Genomic DNA, 18,521 nt, shown 5'->3' on the forward strand with positions numbered 1-18,521 from the left:
TATAAATCGGCTATTAGCGAGATCACGCAAGTAGGGCGTGGCAATCCATATTTATGGAAATGAAAAAATAAGCAATATTGCAAAAATAATGAAAATAGCTATTAGTGAATCATAAAAATCTGTTATATTTATAGATATATAAAAACCTAAGATTAAATTATTTAAAAAATTACAAAAATGAATATTCATGAATACCAAGCAAAGATGATTTTGAGACAATATGGTATACCTACTTCTACAGGAGTTGTGATATCGCAAAAAGAAGATATTGATAGGCTAATTGATGGTTTAGAAGCAGAAATATATGTGGTTAAAGCCCAAATTCACGCAGGTGGTAGGGGAAAAGCTGGTGGTATAAAAGTTGTAAAAAGCAAAGAAGAGGCAAAGAAGGCAGCTCACGCGATGTTTGGAATTGACCTAGTAACTCATCAAACATCATCTGCTGGGCAAAAGGTTCGTCGTTTATATATTGAATCTGGCTGTGATATTCTAAAAGAATATTATTTTAGTGCTGTTTTTGATCGTAGTAATAGTAAAGTAACTTTTATAGCTTCTACGGAAGGTGGTGTAGATATTGAAGAAGTTGCTCATAATACCCCACAGAAAATTATCAAAGTATCAGTTGATCCGGCAACGGGTATACAACCATTTCATTGTCGTCAAATAGCATGCAAGCTTGGCTTTAAAAATGAACAAGCTAAACAAATGATGAAAATTGTTGAATCAACCTATCAGGCTTTTATAGCAACTGATGCTAACCAAATTGAAATTAATCCATTAATAACAAAATCGGATGGTAGTTTATTGGCACTTGATGCTAAGATTAACTTTGATGATAATGCATTATTTAAACATCCTGATATTTTAAATATGCGAGACAGTGATGAAGAAAATGCTCTTGAAATGCAAGCAAATAGCCTTGGTCTTAGTTATGTCAAGATGGATGGTACTATTGGTTGTATGGTAAATGGTGCTGGATTAGCTATGGCAACAATGGATATTATCAAGCTTTATGGTGCTGATCCAGCAAATTTTTTAGACGTTGGCGGTGGAGCTGATCGTGAGAAAGTGACAGAAGCACTAAAAATAATTTTATCAGATATGCATGTACAAGGAGTTTTAGTTAATATTTTTGGTGGTATAATGCGTTGCGATATAATTGCTGAAGGGATTATTGCTGCAGTAAAAGAGATTGGTATCAAAGTTCCACTGGTTGTACGTTTAGCTGGTACCAATTTTGAATTAGGTAAAAATATTTTAGCAAATTCTGGTTTAAAAATAATCGCTGCAAATGATTTAGCTGATGCTGCCGTTAAAATTGTTGCTGCGGTAAAGTAATTGTATGAACTTAGGCATTATTACAAAATAATTTTTTTAATTTTAGTGCCATAAACACCCTGGGAAATTATGACCTCAGACAAGCCAAAACATGACAAAATCTTTCGCAAATCTATGGAGAATCCAATAGTTGCTCAAGAATTTTTGGCAACTCATTTGCCGAAGGATGTGCTGGCTTTAATCGATAGCACATCTTTAAAATTAGAAAAAGATAGTTTTATTGAGCCAGACCTTTCTGAAACTATTTCAGATGTATTATTTTCTGTTAAGTTTAATGATCAGGATGGCTATATTTTTTTGCTATTGGAACATCAAAGTACTGTTGATAAAATGATGGCATTTAGGTTATTTAAATATATGATTAATATTTGTGATCGATATTTAACTACTAATCCTAAATCTAAATGTCTTCCATTAATTTATCCCCTAGTGCTATACAATGGAAAAAAGAAATATGACGCACCGCTTAATATATGGGAGCTATTTACCCATCCAGATTTAGCCAGAGGCTTTTGGACAAATGATTGTCAGCTTATTAACGTACATGATATCCCCGATGAAGAACTCAAGGAAAAAGTATGGTCTGGGATTTTGTTATTTTTCCTCAAGCACATCCACGAACGTCAATTACTGAAAAGATGGCAAGAAATCTCTCATCTCTTGCCTAAATTGAGTGAAATAACAATAGGCTATGACCATATAAGAAATCTATTACAGTATACTTTGACCTTTATTGAGCAAAATGATAAAATAGAGTTAGAAAAAATATTAAAAAATAGTTTAACTAAAGAGAAAGGAGAGGGAATTATGCCTAGTATAGCTCAAGTATGGAAAGAAGAAGGGATCCAAATCGGAGTACAGGATGGCATCAAAATCGGAGTACAGGATGGCATCAAAATCGGAGTACAGGATGGCATCAAAATCGGGGTACAGGATGGTATTAAAATCGGAGAAGCTAGAGGTGAAGCTAAATTAATAAAAATGATGATAAACAATGGCAGCTCTATTGAAGAAGTAGTGAGAATTACTGGACTATCTATTACTAAAATCAATGAATTACTGAAAGTACAGTAAATTATTAAATTAATCATTGTAACAAAATAATTTTTTAATTTCTAGGAACTAATTAAGATTGGGTTCTGTTATAACCCAAGATGTTTTGTAAAATTAAAAGGGTACTTTATTGCAGCTTCTTAGTCTCAAAAGAGGGCTATTTTAATCATTATCTTAAAAAATACGGAAAAGGCATGTATGTCAATATTAGTTAATAAAAACACAAAAGTAATTTGTCAGGGTTTTACTGGTTCACAAGGGACTTTTCATTCTGAACAAGCCATCAATTATGGCACTAAGATGGTAGGAGGAGTGACACCTGGAAAAGGTGGTAATACTCATTTAGATCTACCCGTATATAATACAGTACATGAAGCAGTTGAAAAAACTGGGGCTACTGCCAGCGTTATTTACGTTCCACCACTATTTGCTGCTGATTCGATCTTGGAAGCTATAGATGCAGGAATTAAATTAGTAGTGTGTATTACAGAGGGTATACCAGTACTTGATATGATAAAGGTTAAAAGGGCATTAGTTGGATCAAAAACTAGATTAATTGGTCCTAATTGTCCCGGCATTATTACCCCTGACGAGTGTAAAATTGGCATAATGCCTGGTTATATTCATAAGAGAGGAAGAGTTGGCATTATATCTCGCTCCGGTACTTTAACGTACGAAGCAGTAGCACAGACTACAGCTACTGGTCTTGGTCAATCTACCTGTATTGGTATTGGTGGAGATCCAGTTAACGGTACTGATTTTGTTGATTGTATTGAAATGTTTTTAAAAGATGATGAAACCGAATCGATTATTATGATTGGTGAAATAGGTGGAGATGCTGAGGAAAAAGCTGCTGAATTAATAAAAAGTTCAAAGATTAAAAAACCAATAGTTAGTTTTATTGCTGGTATTACCGCTCCTGAAGGGAAAAGAATGGGGCATGCTGGGGCAATTATTTCTAATGGACAGGGCTCAGCTGAACAAAAGTTGGAGGCACTACAGAGTGCAGGAGTTACTATCACTAGATCACCAGCTGATATTGGCAAAACTATGTTTGAATTATTAGGAAGAATTTAAATTTAAGAGAATACACACATACGTCATTGTAAGGAATACATAAGCCTCAAGCGTCATTGCAATTTTTAAATTGCCATGGGGGTTATGTGTAAGGTAAAGTTATTTATCGAATTAGCATATTAAGCGGAGACTAAATGTTTAGCAAACTGTATAATAATCTTATTTTACAAATTAAAGCTAATAAACATGATTTCTTAAGGTTTGATCTGATCAAGCAAGATGCAATAAAGTATCTTGCCGCTCAGCTTACTGCAAAATATGATACTGTGATTATTATAGGTTTTGGTGCGTCTTGCCTAAATGTTAGAGCGTTGTTAAGTATGAAGGCAGTAGCTACTAAAAGGCTAATATACCTTGATAATTTAGATCAGTTGGCAATTGATAAAAAATTATCAGTAGTTAACTTAGATAAAACTGTGTTTTTCTCATTGAGTAGGTCTGGGAATACCAATGAAACCTATTTATTAACTAAGTATGTTTTAGAAGTTTTGCGTGTTTCTCCTCGAAATGTGTATGTAATAGTACCGTTTAATAATAGCTTGTTATATAATTTAGCGAGGTCTTTTGGGGCAAATTGTTTAGAACATGATAATGTAAGTAGTGGAAGATTTGGCGTAATTTCTAATGCTTCTTTGCTACCAGCGGCAATTGTAGGAATTGATATAGATAAAGTCGTTGCAGCTGCTTCCCAGAAAATATCAGATATTATCCTTGATGGCTCTGATAGACTTTCTGCAAAAGTCGCTTATGCTGAGGGATTTGAAGGAGACTCGGAACGGAGAACCGCAGCGTACTATAGGGTGCGTGAGGATTCGAGTACCGAATCGACGTACAAATCACCAGCAGAAGTAGAGTTTTGCAGAAAGTCTAATATTTGTGAGATAGCTGAACACTACCTCAATCAATATTCTTTAAATAGACATATGTTAGTTATGTTTAATTATAGTTACCAATTAGATGGTTTATGTAGATGGCAGCAACAAATTATAGCTGAATCGCTTGGCAAGAATGGTTTTGGTATAACTCCTATAATAGCAAGAGGCACATTCGATCAGCACAGTCAGTTGCAACTTTATTTAGAAGGTCCGGATGATAAATTTTATAAAGTTATTACTAACAACAAAGATAACTCAGATATGGCAATGAGTCTAGCTGCTCATGCTAACAATATATATAATGCATTAGTGCAAGTTAAACGACCAGTGATGTTAGAGAATTTTGTACATATTGATGAGTATGTAATTGTAGATCAAATTATTCATACAATGTTGAGTACTATGCTAATGGCAAATCATTTGAAAATTGATCCATTTAACCAACCATCTGTTGATCAATACAAGAAGATATAGTAAAGTATACTAAATTACCGCGAGGAGTTGGCGAAGTGATCACCCCACCTTCCAATATAGATATAGAGGTGATAAATTCAATAAAGTGATAGACATATTAAACTATGATATTCATAGTCTTGTAAGTTTTAGTCTACATTATTGAAATAGACTTGGCATAAAAACAATATAAATTTTATCAGTAAGTAATTTTTTCTTAGCCAGAAGGCTTGACTTAGTTGGATTAATAAAGTTATATTGTATAGGTGGATTTAAGAATATAAATTAATTTATGAGTGTTGTTATGAAAAGTGGTAATGAAAATGATACAAGTTTAACTGTTGCCAATGAAGCTGTGAATAAGGTAGCTGAGGCTGTAATTGCAGTGAGTACTAATTTGCCAGTATTTTCTGCCGAAAAAAAAGATTTAGACGATATGGCTGAGATTCTAGTTGGTGCGATGAATGTCTTGGAAAAAAGTAACTCACTTCAAAATGTAACAGCTAAAGATATAAAAGAGTTGGAAGAAAAAGCTGAGAGCATTAAGAGTCGTTCGTCAATTGGTACTCAAATAAAGGCATGGTTTAAATCATGGTTCATCCCTTTCGTTAATTTTTTAAAATCTCCGTTTAGTAAACAACATCAAGAAAAATTACAACAAGCAACAGAAGATTTTGTCAAGGGAACTGAGGATATACAGAAACAAACTATACAGGAACAAGTTGTGCAGGAACAAATAGCTACAACTATTCCAGTAAAAGAAACCCCGGTGCAACCGTCTTTGGTGGAAACTCCTAAACCTCAAACAGTGATATCTACAACAGAACCGTTAGTAGTGGCAGAAACAACCTCTATACAAAATGTTGTTCCAGCACAGGTTGTAGCTCCAACTATGCCACCAGTGCAGGTGACAACTAGCACTCCGACAGTTATGCCGCTGTCAGTGCAGGTAACAGTTAATAATGTTCCAGGTGTTCCACCGCCACCGCCACCGCCACCGCCACCGCCACCGCCACCGCCACCGCCACCGCCACCACCACCACCACCACCGGCATCTACCCCACTTGATCCTTTGGCAGCTCTAGGTAAGGAGAAGAAGTCAGTAAATCAAGTAGTTGCAGAACCAGTAGATGATATGGTAAGTGAATTGAAGAAAAAGCTTGAGGCACGGATGGTAAAAGCTGGGGAAGTGGAATTTAAGCCAGACTCGCCTGAACATCTTAAAGAGTTTGCTGAATTTGACAAGCTGAGAAAAGATGAGATAGCACGCCAAGCTAGACAAGACGAAATAGACGCTCCAAGAATAGCAGCTGCACTGAAAGCAGAAGCAGAAAAGCAAGTAGCAAGTGCAAAAGTTCCTCCTAAGGTTGAGCTTAATAAGGAAGGAGGAGTACCAATACCACCACCTCCTCCACCTATGCCTGGTGCAGCTGGTGTTCAACTACCTAAACCAGTAGTAAACAAACCCCCGGCGGTAGGAGTGAAGGTACAGGCGAAGCCTGTTCAACTTGCTGTTGATAAGGATGCTATCATAGAAGCGGTAAAAGGGTTGAGGAAACTTAGTGAAGATTCTACCCATAAAAAACCAACAGAAAAACCTGTGATAAATTTTAAAGCACATCTAAAAACAAGAGAGAGTAATAGTAGATAACTGCTTAGTCAAAAAGTTGTAGTAAGCGTTTACGGAAAAAAGTTAAAGTACAATACGTATATTAGCGAGAAGGCTTAAGCCAAGAAGCAATCCATTCCTGGTCATTTTTTGGATTGCCGAGTCGCCACAAAGCGGCTCCTCGTTAATAGACGCTTGACGAGCAGATTGTGTAGAAGTCAAGATTTGATCTTACAGACCCCATAAATTAACTTATTAGATTGTCAGATAAGTGTTCAAGATACAAGATCTCATTATTTTTTTCAAACGCTAATTTTTTACTATCTTTAAAGGTTTGCATTGGAGTTTTACCATAGCAATACTTGCCGGAATGAGGACGTTCGTTATTATAATAATGTAACCAGGTATCAAGATCTTTTTGCAATTCAAAAAGTGAATTGTAAATCTTTTTACTCATTGCAGTATCATAAAACTCATTTTTCATGGTTTTATGAAACCTCTCACATATCCCGTTAGTTTGAGGGGAATATGCTTTTGTAACGGTGGGTTCTATTCCTTCAATACTTAAAAACAATTCAAAGGCATGATGTTCTATATTTCCTTTATATTCAGTACCACGATCAGTTAATATACGTAGTATAGGAATACCTTGTTCTTCGTACCAAGGTAGAACTCTATCATTTAACATATCAGCAGAGGTTATAGCTGTTTTGTCTGTGTATAATTTGGCATCCGTCACCCTGGAATAGCTATCGATAAAAGTTTGACCATAAACCTTACCTATTCCTTTAAAGTTGCCAACATAGTAAACATCTTGACAACCAAGATAGCCTGGATGTTCTGTCTCTATTTCCCCATGTGCCTCTTTAAGATTCTTATGATTCTCCAAGACACGTAATTGAGCTTCCGTAAGTATAATGCCATCCTGAGCCATTTTAGTTTCTAAAGCTACTAGCCGTTTCTTAAGATTATTGAGATCGTTCCTAAGCCAGATAGATCTAATGCCGCCGGGAGATACTAAAATCCCATCTTTTTTTAATTCGTTCGATACACGAAGTTGACCATAAGCGTGGTACTCTATTGCCATGTCTAATACCGCTTTCTCTACAATAGGATCAACTCTATTAGCCAATATGGGTTTCTTACGGCTTATTTCATACAAGGCTTCATCGCCACCATTCTCATATAATTCCTTGAATCTATAATAACTATCTCTGCTATACCCCATTGTCTTACATGCACTAGATACATTTCCTAAGCTTTTTGCTAGTTCAAGTAATCCTATTTTTGGTCTTATTATTTTCTGATTTAAATTCATTTTAATCTCCATTTAATAATTTGTTTATTTTACTAAATGTAAGATTAAATCTCAACTACTTCATTTATGATTGAAAGCTTTTTATCTTAAAACTTTTTCTATGATAAGACGAAAGACCATAAATGCTTATAGCGTTTAGATGCTCTTTCGTCCCATAGCCGAAGTTTTTGTGCCACATATATTCTGGAAATTCTTTGGCATATTCAAGTAATAAACGATCTCTAGTAACTTTTGCAATAATAGATGCTGCTCCAATAGAAATCGATAAATTATCGCCATTTACTATACTAATAAATCTTGGATCGTTAAATTTCATGTTACCATCTATTAATACTGTATCCGGTTTAACAGAAAGATTTGCTACTGATATAGTACAAGCCTTTTTAGTTGCTTCAAGGATATTAATTATATCTATCTCATCGTGATACACTATACCAACAGACCAAATATAATTTTGAGTTATTTGTTCGTATAACAAATTCCTCCTTTCTCTAGTAAGTTTTTTGGAATCTTTGATACCATTTATGATTTTTGTTTGATCAATGATAACAGATGCAGCTACTACAGGGCCAACTAGCGGTCCTCTACCAGCTTCATCTACTCCAGCTACTAATCCAATATATTTTTGTTCTAATTCAAACATAACCCCTCCTATTTGTACAACTAACCTGATTAGTTTGTACAGTATTTTTACATTGACACAAAAGCTTTTCTTCTAATATTATTTAAAATTAAGTCTCGTATCGTATAAAAAAATTGAACATAGCGTATAATTACTTTGAAATTAATTGAAAACTTTTCTTTTATCCCTTGAACTGTTACAAAACCAAGCATATATAGAATACACAATGTGTAAGTATTAATTTTATGGAGGTAAGAATGTCTTTTAGACCGTTGCATGATAGAATTGCGGTAAAACCAATTCAACAAGAAGAAAAAACACTCGGGGGAATCTTTATCCCTGATACAGCTAAGGAAAAGCCTATGCAGGGGGAAGTAATAGCTGTAGGAAAAGGAGTGAGAGGGGAGAATGGTACTATCCACTCATTAGAAGTTAAAGTAGGCGATAAAGTACTATATGGCAAATGGGCTGGTACTGAAGTTAAAGTTGATGGTTTAGATCTGATAATCATGAAAGAAAGTGATGTCATGGGCATAATTAGTTAATAATTTATCTAAATTATTATAAGAATTATTTAATTTGTAAGGAGAATATAATATGGCAACAAAATTAATAAGACACGGCTCAAATGCACGTGAACAAATGCTAAGAGGTATTGATATTTTAGCTGATACCGTAAAAGTAACATTAGGTCCAAAAGGTAGAAATGTTGCAATTGAACAGTCATTCGGATCACCAAGATTAACCAAAGACGGTGTGACAGTGGCAAAAGCCATTGAACTAAAAGACAAAGCCCAAAATTTGGGAGCTCAATTAGTAAAATCTGTGGCAAGTAAAACATCTGATGTTGCTGGTGATGGAACAACTACCGCAACTGTTCTAACTCAAGCAATAGCAAGGGAAGGTAACAAAGCGGTAGCAGCTGGCTTTAATCCTATGGATATAAAACGTGGTATAGATTCAGCCGTTAATTTAATAGTTGAAGAAATTAAGAAAGCTAGTAAAAAAATCAGTAGCCAAGAGGAGATTGCTCAAGTTGGTACTATTTCATCAAATGGTGATACAGAAATTGGTGCAAAAATTGCCGTAGCAATGGAAAAAGTTGGTAAAGAAGGGGTAATTACCGTTGAAGAAGCTAAGAATTTTAGTTTTGAAGTAGATGTAGTTGAAGGTATGATGTTTGATAGAGGTTATCTATCACCATATTTTGTTACTAATTCCGAAAAGATGGTAGCTGAATTGGAAAATCCTTTTATCTTATTATTTGAAAAGAAATTATCAAATTTACAGCAAATGTTACCAGTGCTTGAAGCCGTAGTGCAATCAGGACGTCCTTTATTAGTAATTGCTGAAGATGTAGAAGGAGAGGCGCTTGCTACCCTGGTAGTGAATAAATTACGTGGTGGGTTAAAAGTTGCTGCAGTTAAAGCTCCTGGATTTGGCGATAGAAAAAAATTCATGATGGAAGATATCTCTATTTTAACAGGTGGTCAGCTTATCAGTGAAGATCTTGGTATGAAGCTTGAAAATGTTAATATCAAAATGCTAGGTACTGCTAAAAAAGTTACTATCTCCAAAGAAAATACTGTCATAATTGATGGTGCTGGTAGTAAGGCAGACATCGCGGCTCGTTGTTCTCAAATTCGAGCACAAATTGATGAGTCTAGTTCAGATTACGATAAAGAAAAATTACAAGAGCGTTTAGCTAAACTTGCTGGTGGCGTAGCTGTCTTAAAAGTTGGTGGTGCTACTGAGGTTGAAGTAAAAGAAAGAAAAGATCGTGTAGAAGATGCTTTGCATGCTACTAGAGCTGCCGTGGAAGAAGGCGTTGTTGCTGGTGGCGGTGTTACTCTTTTCTATGCGGCAAGAGCTTTAGAGTCGCTAAAAAGTGCTAATGAAGATCAACAGGCTGGTATTAACATCGTTAAGAAGGCTTTGCAAGCTCCAGTAAGACAAATTGCAGAGAATGCTGGTATGGATGGAGCTATTGTAGTTGGAAAACTTACTGATAGCAAAGATAAAAACTTTGGCTTCAATGCTCAAGATATGACTTATGTTGACATGATTAAGGCTGGTATTATCGATCCAACTAAGGTCGTGCGTACTGCTTTGCAAGATGCAGCATCAGTTGCTTCTTTGATTATTACTACTGAAGCATTTATTACTGATGAACCAGCTGATAAAGATGAATCTGCTATGCCACGTGGTGGTATGGGCGGTGGTATGGGTGGCATGGGCGGTATGGACTTCTAATACCACTAGGAGACTGCCTACGAATAAGCTTTATTAGCCACCCCTGCTTTTTCTTGCAGGGGTGGCATGTTTTAATAGTAAAAGTTAGGCAAGACAAAAGGAGATAATCAACAAGGCAGTATATGTTGCGTTAAGAATTGACTATATCTGGGCAATTCTTTTATTTTCCTAAGTCTGCCAAAAAGCCTTTCAATAATATGTCGTTTGCGGTAAATTTTGGTATCATAAAAATCCTTTGGTGTTAAATTGGAGTTATTAGGCAAATAAACTCCTTTATATGGAATAACGGGAATAGCATTTTTGATTTAATAAAATCTCTAATATTGCCGTTATAGTATCCCTTGTCCGCAACAACAAAGTCAATTTCTTCCCAAGGTCAGTCTTGCCATAATTGCTCAACCGTTTTGCAATCCTGCCTTTGAGCGGGAAATAATTGGCAGTTAATACAACCATTACTGGTAATTGCTAAATGGATTGTAGTACCTATTCCCTTCCTACCCCTCCCTGTCGATTGTAAACCTTTATTTTTTTAAAGCACCTACTCCAGTCGATGTAATGGTACAATTGAGCCATCAACGAATACTATATCCATTAACAACTGTTTAACACTTTGAAGGTGGTACAACAAGTGCCAAAAGAATCCATTCTCACTCCATCTTTTGTATCTTGTATAGATTGTGTGCCAATTTCCATATTCTGATGAAAGGTCACGCCAGGGTACTCCTGTCCTCAGTACATACAGAACGCCACAAAAAAATTTATAATGACTCACTTTCGTTGGCGTCCTGGTTTCTTGAGTTCTCTTTTTATTATTGGCTCTATCAATTCTTTAAATTTGCTTTCACTAATTGGGTATTTCCTTATTTCCTCCATATTTGAACCTAATTAAACTTTCTTTATTGCTCAATTATTCTTACCATACCTTTATCTTTATATCAAATTATTTTGTTAACAGTGCCATATCTTATTGTGCATAATTATTTTGCCTATTTTTCTTCTACTTGTAAATTGTAAATAATTTTATAAAAAATTCGCATAAGATTACAAGGCAGAATTTACAATATCAGAACCTTTACAATAACTTACTAACTATCCGATTTATTTTTTCAAAATTATCACTGCTTTCTTGCAGTTGCTTAATTAAACCTTTTTCAAGATTCTTGACCTCTTTTATATCTTTATCATTAAGTTTGGGTATTTTAATACGAATAAGCTCACTAAATGGCAGACTTGCTCTAGCTGAAGAAAGCGAGTAATTCATTATAACCTTAAGAAATCTTGGTTGTTTCAAAATTGATACAATATAAAATGGACTATAGTTTGCATTTTTACATCTCACAACAACGTATGCTGGGCTTGCAAATGCCCCATCTAGATGTGGAGGGACAACCCCAATACTACCTATATTAATTCTATATGGATTATACACTATATCACCGATTTTTACAGGCTTATATTTTTGGGTAGCTTCATGACCCCGCATTATATCGCCAAGAAATATACCATTTTGTGAGACTTCAATGATTTTGTATTCTAAGTCTGAGTTTTTTAAAGGATCGATGCGATCTGTAATTTCTTCAATTAAGTTGTCATTTAGTTGTATCAATTCGCCCTTAACTTGTGGTATATCTTCCATATAGTAAAAAGGTCTTAAATTCCAATTGCCACTTTGCTTTATTATTTCTCTATCTACAGTATTAGCTTGTCCTTGAATTTGCGTTGGCTCATCTATTTCGCTAAGAAGCTTTTTGATATCACTATACCCTTCTATAGGTTTACGTCCAGTATTTAACTCAAAACCATCATTATTGACAATAAAAAAATATGCTTTTTTAAATTGTCCACCTTTTTGAAAATATATAATATTTGTTTTAGTTGGCGTGTATGGCATAAAAACACCCCTTGGTAGTGAAATGACAGAAAATTTTTGGGTGTTTTTGGCAATCATTTCACGAGTTTTACCTATTGCCCCATCTTCATACAAAAAACTTTCTGGTACCACTACAGCTGCTCTGCCATTTGGTTTTAGAGACTCATAAATATGTTGCATGCAAATGGCATCGGCATTCTTTGTTGGTATTGAGTAAAACGAACCATATTCTGTTTCCTGTGAGTAAGGAATATTAGATAATACAATATTATATTTTTCCTTTACTGGCTTTTCGAGACTATCCATTTGCTCTATGTTGCTATGTCCATCGCCAAATAGAATCATATTCATTTTGGCTACCCTTGTTGTTGAAGTTAACTCTCTTCCATGTAATGCCTTCTTTCTAATCCATTCAAGTATTTCATTATTTGTTGTATCTGCCCGAGATGATAAATATTTAAAAGATTCCAACAAAAAGCCACCAGTCCCACAAAATGGATCGTAAATTGTTTCGCCATATTGTGGTTTTATTATATTGACCATGCTACGTACAATGTGTCTTGGGGTAAAATATTCGCCTAAGTCTTTATTGCCATTTGTGACAGTTTTTAGGAAATATTCAAAAGCATCTCCCTTAATATCTGTATCTGTAGATGTTAAATTAATTGGATCAATCAAATCTATAATATATCTCAATGTTGTAGCTTTTTTAATGGTAAAGGGGGAGATGAAAATACTACCATATAGCTCACGTAATTTCTTCCACACTGAATCTGAAATAAAATCTAATAAAGCCTGATTATCATTGTAATATTTGTTAATAAAATTTTTCCATAAAAACCGATCTTCCAGTCTTCTTATTCCTTTAACATGGTCAGTAAGGGTTTCATATTCATCTATCAATTTTAGAAAAAGGATTTCCGAAAAAGCTGAAAATCTTTCGTAACCATCTCTTAGCCCCTCTTTTCTCAATAAATTGTTTACTGATTTAAAAGTATCCATTAACTCATCGCGAGTAAAATTTATCCCTTTTGGTGTTGATAGAATTTCTGCTCCTTCATTTATAAATCGTAATGAAGTAAATTGATCCACAAAATCCTGTAATTCTTCTCCATCAATCTTTAAAGGTCTACTCTGTAGTGTATGTCTTGCAAGAACGAAAGTCTCGTTAAAGACAAAAACTAAAGGAATCTGTAAAGGTTTAGCATATTTTTCTATAGCTTGATTCATACCTTTATCCAAATATTCTCCCGGTTTTTTTGCTTCAATAACTGCAATTGGTATATCTGTTCCAGATTCATACAAGATATAATCAGGCTTATTTCCCATTAGCCTAGTATTCTGCATTTCAGTTTTTGCCTGTTCTTGAAAGACATTACATAGCGGATTATTTTGATCTAATATCCAGCCAAGATTTTGTAGTCTTGTATTAATTTTGTTTCTAGTGTGAGCTTCAAGTGGAAAACGTATTGTCATATTATTTAACGCAAATTGCCAATTAATGTAAGTGGTAGAAGGTGGGCGACAACTAAAATTACTGAAGAAATGATAGCCAAGTGGAATGATAAAGCAACATTAATTTACAGAATTCATATTGCTTTATCCTTGGTGAAGTAATCTCATATATTAAAAGCTTAGCAAAAATTGCCCAAGGTTTTCATAGGAGCGTATGGATAGGCTAACAGATTTATTTTTGGATGGCAATATTACAAAAGCAGAACATGAAGAAAAACGTGAAGATATTGCCAGAGAAATAGCAAGTCACGACAATGCCGATGATAAATTTTCATAATGCCTGATCAACTTAATAGAACTGCCTTCCGGAGCGGCAGAAGCCTTCAAAGGTTCCACTGCCGAAGGAAAACGTAAATTGATAAATTTAGTATTTGCTAACCTGGAAATAAAAGGCGGGAAGCTAGACTTTAAGCTACGTCCACCGTTTGATATGTTCGTAAAATGTACCAAAATCGAAGAATGGTACACCCTAGTGTCTGATTTCCGAACCTTGACAGAGTTAAAAATGGCTACCATTCAATGTTTTTCATCCCTATCACTTTTACCCAATAGCAATTATGTATAACGTAAACCGTCTCACATTTTTATTACAAAATACTATACTAATTTTAAAGGTTTTGTTTGTTTTGAATTTTCTCTACTAATTTATACTCTAAATTAATGGTGGATCAATTTAATGGCTTTTTGTGGTAAAGAAGTGGCACTACAGTATCAGATTGATGTAATTTCTTAAATTTACTGGCAGATACAATGCTGATGACTCTAGCCTCTGAAACGTATAAAACTTTTCAGGGTTCTGAAATACCCCAAAAACGCAAAATGATAAAATTCGTATTTCAGACCCTTGAACTGAATGGCAAAAAACTTGAGACCTCTCTACGTTTCCCGTTCGATATTTTTGAAAAAACGACAACTCGTACGGAAGTGGCGGATAGGGTGGGATTCGAACCCACGGTACGGTTGCCCGCACGCTAGTTTTCAAGACTAGATCCTTAAACCACTCGGACACCTATCCAAGGTAATACATATCAGATAAACTGAATAAGTTCAAGTATAAATATTTGTATAATATAATTCGAGATAAGTTAAATTAGACTTCCTGCAAAGAAATATCAACATTCTAATTTAATCAGTTAACGATTTTGCTATTAGACAATATAAATTATTGTAAGAAAACTTGAATATTTTTTAACTGACGTTTATACTGCCCCCATCATGCATTTATAATACTATTCCCATCATTTTGTAAAAAGAAGTAACTATGATAAATCCACGTTTTTATAAGAAATCTACCTCTTATAAATTATCGGAAATTATAAAGTTAATAGACGCTGAAATATTATACTCCAGTGACTTGCTAATCCATGATATTAAGTCGTTAGAAGAGGCTGATGTTGGTGATATAAGTTTTTTAAGTAATAGCAAATATATTGCTCAATTCCAAAACACTAAAGCTTCATGTTGCATAGTTCCGGAGAATTTTTCACAAGAATCTAATAATCGAACAGTTTTATTAAAAGTAAAGAATCCGTATTTCTTTTATGCAAAATTAGTGGATTTGTTCTATAGTAAAGCAAAGACTTATCCTAACAAAATTATGCAATCTGCCTATATTTCGGATTCTGCCACTATAGGAAATAATTGTTATATAGGACATAATGTTGTTATTGAAGATCATGTTGTAATAGGTGATAATTGCGTTATAGAATCTGGGACGAGTATAGATTATGGAGTGGTAATAGGTAATAGAGCATTAATATACTCAAATGTTTCAATAAGTTACAGCATAATAGGTGATGATGTGGTAATATTATCTGGAGCAAGAATTGGACAAGATGGTTTCGGTTTTGCAACAGATAAAGGGGTTCACAAGAAAATTTTCCATACTGGTATAGTTAAAATAGGTAATAATGTTGAAATAGGTAGTAATACTACTATTGATAGAGGATCAATGAATGATACAGTAATAGAAGATTTATGTAGAATAGATAACTTAGTGCAGATAGGACATAATGCTATAATAGGAAGGGGGTCGATTATTGTCGCACAGGTCGGTATATCAGGTAGTACTACAATAGGAGCATATTGTGCTCTTGGAGGGCAAGCAGGACTAGCCGGACATATAGTACTAGGTGATAAAGTTCAAGTAGCAGCAAAAGCTGGGGTGATAAAAGATGTTGAACCAGGAGTAACAGTTAGTGGGTTTCCTGCCGTACCGATTAGGGACTGGCATAGACAATCAATAATTATAAAACAGCTTATAAAGAAACGGAATATAGATGAAAATTAATATTATAGAAATAATGGAAATGTTGCCTCATCGCTATCCATTTTTATTAATAGATAAGGTGTTAGAATTTAAGCTTAATGAATCAATTGTTGGTATCAAAAATGTTACTTTTAATGAACCACAATTTACTGGTCATTTTCCAACAAGACCAGTAATGCCCGGTGTGTTAATTGTTGAGGCTATGGCTCAGCTTTCTGCTATTTTAGTAGCAAAATCAATGGATTTTACAAAAGATAAGGAGATATTCTTTATGTCTATTGAAGAGGCAAAATTTCGTAAAATTGTTGAACCAGGCGATACATTACATATTTATGCTAAAATAGAACAAAATAGAGGTTCTGTTTGGAAATTTTCAAGTAATGCTAAAGTTGATGATCAGATAGTTGCAGAGAGCAAATTTACTGCAATGTTTAAAAATAGGAATTAATGATGATTTTACCAGCTATACATGCAACTGCCATAGTAGATCCAAGGGCTTCAATTGGTAAAAATGTCAGAATAGGTCCTTTTTGTACTATTGGACCAGAGGTGGTTTTAGCAGATAATATTGAGCTAAAATCACATGTAGTTATAGAGGGGAAAACAAAAATTGGTGCTAATACAGTTATATATCCATTTGCTTCTATTGGTCAGTTTCCTCAAATAGTTAAGTATGAGGGAGAAAAATCAGAGGTTATCATAGGTAGTAATAATACTATTAGAGAATATGTAACTATTCAAGCTGGTAGTAAAGGTGGTGGTATGGTTACTTCTGTAGGTAATAATGGTTTATTTATGGTTGGAGTACATATAGCCCATGATTGTACTGTAGGAAATAATGTAATTTTTGCAAATTATGCTAGCCTAGCTGGTCACGTTAAAGTTGGTGATTATGCTATTATAGGAGGGCTTTCTGCTGTTCAGCAGTTCGTACGTATAGGGCAACATGCGATGATAGGTGGTGGGTCTGCAGTGGTAAGAGATTTGATTCCATTTGGATTAGCTACAAGTGAAAGGGCAGTTCTTGAAGGTGTAAACTTAGTTGGGATGAAAAGACGTGGCTTTGATAGTCAGGAAACACTTGATACTATAAAAGCTGTAGATGAGCTTTTTATTAGCGAAGGTATTTTTACTGATAGGATTGAGAAAGTTTTAAAACGATATAAAGGCAATTCTATTGTAGAACAAATTATTTCCTTTGTAAAACAGGATAGTACCAGAGTATTTTGTCAGCCAAGACAAGTTGATCAAGATAGGGCAAACAGTTAAAATGTTACAAATATACTCTTCTACTTTCAAGAATTGGCTTCACAAAATTTGGTGGTATTTACGTACTCACATACAAAGAGTACGATATGCTTGCTTCCTCCTTGTTTTTCGTTCTCATCCTACAAATCCTCTAACTATAAAAAATGTACTTGACCAAAATTTGCCCCTAGCTTTACATTCTAATTTGTCTAACCCTGTGAGTATAGTTGGAATTATAGCAGGAAATGGTTCATTGCCAATCTCACTGGTTGAGAGTTTTATTAAACAAGGAGGACAATGTTATATCGCAGCCTTAGAAGGAGAAGCGGATCCGATATTGTATAAGAATCTTACCCACCAATTTTTTAAAATCGGTATGGTTAGACCAATAATTGAATATTTTCGTAAGTATGATGTAAAAAATATAATTCTTGCTGGTGGTGTAAAGCGTCCTAATTTGAGATCAATTAAAGTAGATTTAATGGGATCAAGGCTACTTGCTCGCATATTGAAACAAAAATTTTTAGGAGATGATAAACTTCTTAGTGTAGTAACAGATTTTCTAGAAGAGAAGGGATTTCAAGTAGTGTCTAGTTATGAAATATTGAGTGCAAAGAAGGATGTTATGACCATAATTGTTCCATCAGCAACAGATAATACAGATATTGAGTTAGGAATGAAGCTATTGGATAGTATAGGACATCTTGATGTAGGACAATCAGTAATTGTTGATAATGGATATATTATAGGTATTGAAGCAGCGGAGGGTACAGATAATCTAATAAAAAGATGTTCATATTTACGTAAGAATTCTACAGGGGGGGTACTTATTAAAATGATGAAGAAGGGACAAGATACTAGAATTGATATACCTACAATAGGACCAGAAACAATAAAGAATTTAGCTAATTATGGTTATAAAGGGGTAGCAATACAGAAAGAAAAAGTGATGGTTATTGAGCTAGAAAGAACTATCGAGCTAGCTAATAAATGTAGGCTTTTTATTATAGAAAAATAAAAT

The 18,521-nt window shown here is 34.5% G+C and carries 16 protein-coding genes and 1 tRNA gene; 12 read left to right on the forward strand and 5 right to left on the reverse strand.

The window, feature by feature from the left end:
* The first annotated feature begins 177 nt into the window (after positions 1–177).
* The 5 genes from sucC (at position 178) to AAGD42_RS05120 (ending at position 6,447) form a co-directional block, all read left to right on the forward strand.
* Positions 178–1,338, forward strand: coding sequence for an ADP-forming succinate--CoA ligase subunit beta (sucC, locus tag AAGD42_RS05100; RefSeq protein ID WP_341752494.1), 1,161 nt, complete (start codon positions 178–180; stop codon positions 1,336–1,338).
* 69 nt (positions 1,339–1,407) lie between these two features.
* Positions 1,408–2,412, forward strand: a complete 1,005-nt coding sequence (locus tag AAGD42_RS05105; RefSeq protein WP_341752495.1) for an Rpn family recombination-promoting nuclease/putative transposase — start codon at positions 1,408–1,410, stop codon at positions 2,410–2,412.
* A gap of 177 nt (positions 2,413–2,589) precedes the next feature.
* Positions 2,590–3,468 (forward strand): succinate--CoA ligase subunit alpha, encoded by an 879-nt coding sequence (gene sucD / locus AAGD42_RS05110; RefSeq protein WP_341752496.1) that lies wholly within the window; start codon positions 2,590–2,592, stop codon positions 3,466–3,468.
* A gap of 134 nt (positions 3,469–3,602) precedes the next feature.
* Entirely contained in the window at positions 3,603–4,817 is a 1,215-nt protein-coding gene (locus AAGD42_RS05115; protein ID WP_341752497.1) for a palindromic element RPE1 domain-containing protein, read from the forward strand.
* A gap of 283 nt (positions 4,818–5,100) precedes the next feature.
* Positions 5,101–6,447 (forward strand): hypothetical protein, encoded by a 1,347-nt coding sequence (locus tag AAGD42_RS05120; protein ID WP_341760721.1) that lies wholly within the window; start codon positions 5,101–5,103, stop codon positions 6,445–6,447.
* Between the two features lie 205 nt (positions 6,448–6,652).
* Here the strand turns inward: AAGD42_RS05120 and AAGD42_RS05125 are convergent, their stop codons facing one another.
* On the reverse strand, positions 6,653–7,723 hold the full coding sequence (locus AAGD42_RS05125) for an IS481 family transposase (RefSeq protein ID WP_341752499.1): 1,071 nt from the start codon (positions 7,721–7,723) through the stop codon (positions 6,653–6,655).
* Positions 7,724–7,787: 64 nt separating this feature from the next.
* On the reverse strand, positions 7,788–8,366 hold the full coding sequence (locus AAGD42_RS05130; RefSeq protein ID WP_341752500.1) for a ribonuclease HII: 579 nt from the start codon (positions 8,364–8,366) through the stop codon (positions 7,788–7,790).
* Between the two features lie 236 nt (positions 8,367–8,602).
* On the opposite strand from AAGD42_RS05130, the gene AAGD42_RS05135 reads away from it, so the two are divergent.
* Both AAGD42_RS05135 and groL read left to right on the forward strand, forming a co-directional pair.
* Positions 8,603–8,890 carry a co-chaperone GroES gene (locus AAGD42_RS05135; RefSeq protein WP_250312214.1) on the forward strand — a complete coding sequence of 96 codons (288 nt, stop codon included), beginning with the start codon at positions 8,603–8,605 and terminating at the stop codon, positions 8,888–8,890.
* A 52-nt stretch (positions 8,891–8,942) separates the two neighbouring features.
* Positions 8,943–10,598: a chaperonin GroEL gene (groL, locus tag AAGD42_RS05140; RefSeq protein ID WP_341752501.1), complete on the forward strand. Its 1,656-nt coding sequence runs from the start codon at positions 8,943–8,945 to the stop codon at positions 10,596–10,598.
* Positions 10,599–11,136: 538 nt separating this feature from the next.
* Here the strand turns inward: groL and AAGD42_RS07160 are convergent.
* Entirely contained in the window at positions 11,137–11,424 is a 288-nt protein-coding gene (locus AAGD42_RS07160; RefSeq protein WP_410521052.1) for a transposase, read from the reverse strand.
* Positions 11,425–11,670: 246 nt separating this feature from the next.
* Positions 11,671–13,944 (reverse strand): N-6 DNA methylase, encoded by a 2,274-nt coding sequence (locus tag AAGD42_RS05145; protein WP_341752502.1) that lies wholly within the window; start codon positions 13,942–13,944, stop codon positions 11,671–11,673.
* Between the two features lie 193 nt (positions 13,945–14,137).
* On the opposite strand from AAGD42_RS05145, the gene AAGD42_RS05150 reads away from it, so the two are divergent.
* Positions 14,138–14,260 carry a hypothetical protein gene (locus tag AAGD42_RS05150; protein WP_341752503.1) on the forward strand — a complete coding sequence of 41 codons (123 nt, stop codon included), beginning with the start codon at positions 14,138–14,140 and terminating at the stop codon, positions 14,258–14,260.
* 648 nt (positions 14,261–14,908) lie between these two features.
* On the opposite strand, the gene AAGD42_RS05155 is transcribed toward AAGD42_RS05150, so the two are convergent.
* Positions 14,909–14,998, reverse strand: a tRNA-Ser gene (locus AAGD42_RS05155).
* A gap of 246 nt (positions 14,999–15,244) precedes the next feature.
* On the opposite strand from AAGD42_RS05155, the gene lpxD reads away from it, so the two are divergent.
* Genes lpxD through AAGD42_RS05175 form a run of 4 tightly spaced genes read left to right on the forward strand, consistent with a single transcriptional unit; the run spans position 15,245 to position 18,518 of the window.
* Positions 15,245–16,273, forward strand: a complete 1,029-nt coding sequence (lpxD, locus tag AAGD42_RS05160; protein WP_341752504.1) for a UDP-3-O-(3-hydroxymyristoyl)glucosamine N-acyltransferase — start codon at positions 15,245–15,247, stop codon at positions 16,271–16,273.
* On the forward strand, positions 16,263–16,700 hold the full coding sequence (fabZ, locus tag AAGD42_RS05165; RefSeq protein WP_341752505.1) for a 3-hydroxyacyl-ACP dehydratase FabZ: 438 nt from the start codon (positions 16,263–16,265) through the stop codon (positions 16,698–16,700). Before lpxD ends, fabZ begins: the two co-directional genes overlap by 11 nt.
* Positions 16,701–16,702: 2 nt before the next feature.
* Entirely contained in the window at positions 16,703–17,521 is an 819-nt protein-coding gene (lpxA, locus tag AAGD42_RS05170) for an acyl-ACP--UDP-N-acetylglucosamine O-acyltransferase (protein ID WP_341753398.1), read from the forward strand.
* Position 17,522: 1 nt separating this feature from the next.
* Positions 17,523–18,518: an LpxI family protein gene (locus AAGD42_RS05175; protein WP_341752506.1), complete on the forward strand. Its 996-nt coding sequence runs from the start codon at positions 17,523–17,525 to the stop codon at positions 18,516–18,518.
* The last annotated feature ends 3 nt before the right edge of the window (positions 18,519–18,521 follow it).

Origin of the sequence: Candidatus Tisiphia endosymbiont of Dioctria linearis, assembly GCF_964026545.1 — a bacterium.
GTDB lineage: Bacteria > Pseudomonadota > Alphaproteobacteria > Rickettsiales > Rickettsiaceae > Tisiphia.